Origin of the sequence: Streptomyces sp. NPDC057694 (assembly GCF_042799415.1) — a bacterium.
In the GTDB taxonomy this organism is placed as follows: Bacteria; Actinomycetota; Actinomycetes; order Streptomycetales; family Streptomycetaceae; genus Streptomyces.
Window position 1 is genome coordinate 48654 of record NZ_JBHVIX010000038.1, and the last position, 6102, is coordinate 54755.

At 71.2% G+C, this 6102-nt stretch carries 3 protein-coding genes; 1 reads left to right on the forward strand and 2 read right to left on the reverse strand.

Annotation, left to right across the window (positions count from 1 at the left end; all coding sequences use genetic code 11):
• Window positions 1–53: 53 nt before the first annotated feature.
• Window positions 54–1301, reverse strand: coding sequence for a phosphoserine phosphatase SerB (serB, locus tag ACFVDP_RS41465; protein WP_383502258.1), 1248 nt, complete (start codon window positions 1299–1301; stop codon window positions 54–56).
• 78 nt (window positions 1302–1379) lie between these two features.
• Window positions 1380–3092: a streptophobe family protein gene (locus tag ACFVDP_RS41470; protein WP_383502261.1), complete on the reverse strand. Its 1713-nt coding sequence runs from the start codon at window positions 3090–3092 to the stop codon at window positions 1380–1382.
• Between the two features lie 247 nt (window positions 3093–3339).
• Here ACFVDP_RS41470 and ACFVDP_RS41475 point away from each other — a divergent pair, with 247 nt between their 5' ends.
• Window positions 3340–5949 (forward strand): FHA domain-containing protein, encoded by a 2610-nt coding sequence (locus ACFVDP_RS41475; RefSeq protein WP_383502264.1) that lies wholly within the window; start codon window positions 3340–3342, stop codon window positions 5947–5949.
• Window positions 5950–6102 lie beyond the last annotated feature (153 nt).

Here is a 6102-nt window from a genome sequence, read left to right on the forward strand (position 1 = left end):
CGACGGAAGGGGCCCGGCATGCCGCCGGGCCCCTTCCGCGTTACGTACGAGGACTACGCGCCCTGCTCGTCCGCCGCCTCGACCTCTTCGCGCGAGATGCCGAGCAGGTAGAGGACCGTGTCGAGGAACGGCACGTTCACCGCGGTGTGCGCCGCCTCGCGCACCACCGGCTTGGCGTTGAAGGCGACACCGAGACCCGCCGCGTTCAGCATGTCCAGGTCGTTGGCGCCGTCGCCGATCGCCACGGTCTGCGCGAGCGGCACCCCGGCCGCCTCGGCGAACCGGCGCAGCAGCCGTGCCTTGCCCGCCCGGTCCACGATCTCGCCGGTGACCCGGCCGGTCAGCTTCCCGTCGGCGATCTCCAGGGTGTTGGCGTGCGCGAAGTCGAGGCCGAGCCGCTCCTGCAGATCGTCCGTGACCTGCGTGAACCCGCCGGACACCACACCCACCTGGTAGCCGAGGCGCTTGAGCGTACGGATCAGGGTGCGGGCGCCGGGCGTGAGCCGCACCTCGCTCCTGACCTTGTCGACGACCGACGCGTCGAGCCCTTCGAGCAGCGCCACGCGCGCGTGCAGCGACTGTTCGAAGTCCAGCTCGCCGCGCATCGCCGCCGCGGTCACCTCGGCGACCTTGTCCTCGCAGCCCGCGTGCGCCGCGAACAGCTCGATGACCTCGTCCTGGATCAGCGTCGAGTCGACGTCCATCACGACGAGCCGCTGCGCGCGCCGGTGCAGCCCGGCCGCGACGACCGCCACGTCCACACCCTGCTTCGCGGCCTCTATGGCGAGCGCGGTGCGCAGCTCCTCCGTCTCCGTGCCGGAGACGGCGAACTCGACGGCGGTGACGGGGTACTTGGCGAGCCGGAAGATGCGGTCGATGTTGCCGCCGGTGTCGGTGATCGACGCGGCGATCGCGGCGGCCGACTCGGCGGTGAGCGGATGCCCGAGCACGGTGACCAGGGAGCGGCCGAGGCCGCGCGGCCGGTTGTCACCGATGCCCGAGATGATCTCGGCCTGCATCTTCATGGACTCCGCCCAGCTGTGGACGGTGGCCCGCAGGTCTCCTGCGAGACCGGCCGGCGGTTCGGTCACCAGGGCGCACAGAACGATGCGCCCCCGGGTGACGACCTGCTCGATGTCGACGACGTCCACGGAGTAGGCGGCGAGGGTGTCGAAGAGGCCGGCGGTGAGGCCGGGCCGGTCCTTGCCGAAGATCTTGACGAGGAGAGTCGGGACGTCGGCCGGCACGGTCGGGGTGTCGGTCGGGGCATCAGCGAGGTGCTGGGGCTGCGAGGCGCTCATGATGCCCTTACGGTATCGGGCCTCTGTACGGGGGCGCGGGGGTGGTCCGAGTGACGGACACGCCCCGCGCCCCGGCGCTCAGTCGCCGGGGTCCGACGGCGGGCGCCGGCGGTGCTTGGTCGGCCCCGGTACATGGGGCGGGGGAGGAGCGGGCGGCGGCGGAGGCGGGGCCGGCCACTCGCGCCCGCTCCCGGGCGGACGCGGCTCGGGCCGCACCGGGTTCGCCATCGTCGGCGCGGCGTCCACGGCTTTCTGGTCGGGGTCCGGGTCGGGGTCGGTGGCCCGATTCCGGCTCCGGGTGTCGTACGGGTTCTTCAGATACGGGTTCGTGTCCGGGTTGGCCGGGCGGTACGGGCTGCTCGGCCGGTACGGGCCCGTCGCCTCGCCCGGCTGCTCCTTCGCCGCCACCGGCCCGGCGAGGGGCGACACCCGGCTGCCCGCGGCCCCGGCCGCGCACGCGAGCAGCGCCCCGATCGCCCCCGCACCCGCGCCCCACGCCGCTCCCAGGAGCAGCGCCATGCCGAGGTGGCCGTGCAGGGTGAGGCCCGCGCCGAACGCGTCGAAGCCGAGTACGGACAGCGAGGCGTTCGCCGAGACGTCCGTCAGCCACACCAGGAGCGGCAGCGTGAGCGCCGTGACGACCCCGAGCCGCAGCGCGCAGCGCCCGGCGAAGCCCCAGGGGGCCCGGACCACCGGCGACCGGACGGCCGTCAGCACCCCGGCGAACAGCATCATCAGCGCCATGGCGACGGCCAGCAGCCAGACCCTGCCGTCGAGTTCGGCGAGGCGGCCCAGCGTCACGGGTCGGTCCGACGACGCCCGCAACAGATCGTCCAGCGGGTGCGGCAGCACCTTGGTCAGCGCGCCGGTCGCCCTGCCGTCCCACGGCACGAACAGGCCGAGGGGGACACCGATCCACGCCCCGTTGGGCGCCCCCAGCAGGGCGGCGCCCGCGATCCGCTTCGGGTGGTCGTCGCCGATCATCGCGTACGCCGCCGCGGCCAGGCCCGCGAGAACCGTCACGAGGAGCACGGTCACGAGCGCCGAGGCGGCGGGCCGCACCACCCGGTGGACCGCCCCGAGAGCGCGCGGCAACGGCGTACGCCGCGAAGCGAGCAGCGCGATCAGCAGCACCCCGACGACGAACGCGGCGCCGCCGAGCAGCGTCGCCCCTGTCTGCACCGTGAAGCCGACCTTCGCCTCGGCCTTCACCAGATCGCCGAGCCGGTCCGGGAGCGCGTCCCCGATGCCGCCGGGGAGCTTGTCCGCGATACCGCCCGGAAGGCTCCCCGCGCCCGGAATGTCGTTCAGCCCCAGCTTCGAACCGTCAATCGTGATGATGTCGTGACCCGCCCAGGCGAGTCCCCCCAGCATCGCCACGAACAGCACCACCACCGCGCCCACGCGCGCGAGGAGTTCACCCGCCGAGATCTCAACTCCCGCCCCCCGCAGGGACCGCAGGAAGAACCAGCTCAGCAACAGCGCCCCCACGAGCCCCACACCCAGCGGCGCGATGTCGATCGAGGTGTGCGCCTGAGCGCCGCCCAGGCCGAACGCCGAGACGTCCCCGGACGGCGTCACCCGCCCGCCGACACCGATCGCCACCACCGCGGCCGTCATGGGGCCGAGGGAGCCCGCCGCGTCCGCGTCGAGCAGGTGGAGCCCGAGCGCCGCGACCCCCGCCATCCCGATGAAAGCCCAGCTCACCGCGGCGATGGCGGACATCAGCACATCGCCCCACCGAACGGCGGACGTGCCGCCGCGCCGTGTCCCCTGCCGGCCGCTCTCCATCAGGACCCCCCGATCCTTACGGCATCGCCCTGTGGGCACCCACCACTCTCCGGGTGTCGGCCGCACCCCGTCAACGGGGCGGCCACCGGCGCTCCGTCGGAGGCGCGGGGGAGACTTCACCACCCCTCACGCGAGGCCCAGCTTTCGGCCGCGGGGGCGTTCCTGAAATAGTTCCTCACGATGTTCGACATCCCTAGACTTCCCATGTCGGGGGAAAAACTCGGGGGACAACTCAGTGGGGCATGGAGTGCCTGAACTCGTACTGGAACTGAATGGCAGGACCTGGACGCTCGATCCGTCCCGGTCGTACACCCTCGGGCGTGATCCGGGGGGTGACATCGTGCTGGACGACGCACGGGTGTCCTGGCGGCACGCCACGATCAGCTGGGGCGGCCGCAGTTGGGTCATCGAAGACCACGGCTCGACCAACGGCACGTTCGTGCAGGCGCAGCGGATCCATCAGATGGAGATCGGGCCCGGCTCGTCGGTGCACCTGGGCAACTCCACGGACGGACCTCGCCTGAGCGTGCAGGGCAGTGCCCAGGCAGCCGCCGTCCCGGCGCAGGCCGGACAGGCCGCACCGCAGCAGCAGGCGGCACCGGCCAGGCAGGCCGCACCGCACCAGGCGCAGCAGCAGGCCGCGGGCCTCGCCCAGCAGCCGTCGCCCCAGCAGTACCAGCAGCCCGCCTGGCAACAGCAGGCGCAGCAGCAGGCACCGCAACAGCAACAGCAGCCTCCTCAGCAGCGACCGCAGCCCCAGCAACAGCAGTGGCAGCAGCCGCCGGCGCAGCACATGCCGCAGCAGCAGGGCCCCGGCGGAGTCGCGGGGGCGCCGCCGGTCTACGGCGACCGCAGCCCGACCACCTTCCACCAGCTGTCCCTCGGCCGCGTGATGCGCATCGGCCGTGCGCTGGAGAACGAGCTGGTCGTCTCCGACCTCCAGGTCTCGCGCCACCACGCCGAGTTCCACGCGATGCCCGACGGCCGCTTCGAGATCCACGACCTCGGCTCGCACAACGGCACGTACGTCAACGGCCAGCCGATACCCAAGAGCGGCACCGCCCTGCTGGGGCCGAACGACATCGTCGGCGTCGGCCACTCCACGTTCCGCCTCGTCGGCGACCGCCTGGAGGAGTTCGTCGACACCGGTGACGTCTCCTTCTCGGCGCGCCACCTGACCGTCACCGTCGACGGCGGCAAGCAGATCCTCAAGGACGTCTCGTTCGGCGTCCCCGAGAAGTCGCTGATCGCCGTCATCGGCCCGTCGGGCTCCGGCAAGTCGACGCTCCTGAAGGCGCTCACCGGCTACCGCCCGGCCAACCAGGGCGACGTCCTCTACGACAACCGCAACCTGTACAAGCAGTTCGCCGAGCTGCGTCAGCGCATCGGTCTGGTCCCGCAGGACGACATCCTGCACAAGGAACTGACCGTCAAGAAGGCGCTCAAGTACGCCGCCAAGCTCCGCTTCCCCGCGGACACCAGCGAGCAGGAGCGCCAGCAGCGCATCGACGAGGTGCTGCGCGAGCTGAAGCTGGACATCCACAAGGAGAAGAAGGTCACCTCCCTCTCCGGTGGCCAGCGCAAGCGCGTCTCCGTGGCCCTGGAGCTGCTCACCAAGCCGTCGCTGATCTTCCTGGACGAGCCGACCTCCGGCCTCGACCCGGGCATGGACCGCGACGTCATGCAGCTGCTGCGCGGTCTGTCCGACGACGGCCGCACGGTCCTGGTCGTCACGCACTCGGTCGCCGAACTGGCGATCTGCGACAAGCTGCTGGTGATGGCGCCGGGCGGCTCGGTCGCGTACTTCGGTCCGCCGGAGGAAGCGCTCAACTTCTTCGGCTACGACACCTGGGCCGACGTGTTCTCCGCGTTCGAGAACTACCGCGACTACGACTGGGCGGGCCGCTGGAAGGGCTCGCAGCACTACCAGATGTACGCCGCCGACATCGACGCCGTCGCCCCGCAGTCCGTGCAGATGCCGCCGCCCGCCGCCGTCAGGCCGCCCAAGCCGCAGCCCTGGGGCGCCCAGCTGCTCACGCTGATGCGCCGCTACGTGTCGGTGATCGCGTCCGACAAGGGCTTCATGGGTCTGATGGTGATCCTGCCCGCGGTCCTCGGCATCGTCTCCGTGGTCATCCCGGCCGACTTCGGCCTGGGCCCGCCCGAGCCGCCGAAGAAGTTCAACAGCGACGCGGGCACCATCATGCTCATCGTCGCGGTCGGCATGTGCTTCTCGGCCGCCGCCAACTCGGTCCGTGAACTGATCAAGGAACGCGTCATCTACGAACGGGAACGGGCGACCGGCCTGTCCCGCTCCGCGTACCTGATGTCCAAGGTGATCGTCCTCGGCTTCATCACGGCCATCCAGGGCGTCATCATCTGCGCCATCGCCTTCACGCCGCGCAAGCTGCCCAAGGAGGGGCTGCTGATGCCGCCGGCGATCGAGCTGACCGTCTCGATCATCGCCCTCGGCTTCACCTCGATGATGTTCGGCCTGGTCATCTCCTCGCTGGTGAAGACCTCCGAGAAGACGATGCCGCTGCTCGTCATGTTCGCCATCGTGCAGGTCGTCTTCACCGGCGTGCTGTTCCAGATCTACGGCTCCATCGGCCTGGAGCAGTTCGCCTGGCTGATGCCGTCCCGCTGGGCGGTCGGCGCCGCCGGCGCCACGCTCGACCTGTCGCACGTGATGCCGCCCTGGGACGAGAAGAACCCGAACAACCTCGACCCGCTGTGGGAGCACTCGGTCACCCAGTGGAGCATCGACCTCACGGTCCTGATCGTGCTCGGCATCATCTGCGGCTTCGCGGTGGCCCGGCTGCTGCGCCGCCACGAGCCCGAGGTCATGCGCAAGTGACCGGTCGGTGAGCCACCGGAAACGACAGAGAAGGGGGGGGAGCGCGTGGGGGGGGGGGGCTTCTCTTTCGTGGGGGGTGGGGGGTTGCTGCGAGAGAGGGGCAGGGAAAAGGGGGTCGTTGACCATGTTTGCGTCGTTGGCCAAGACAGACGT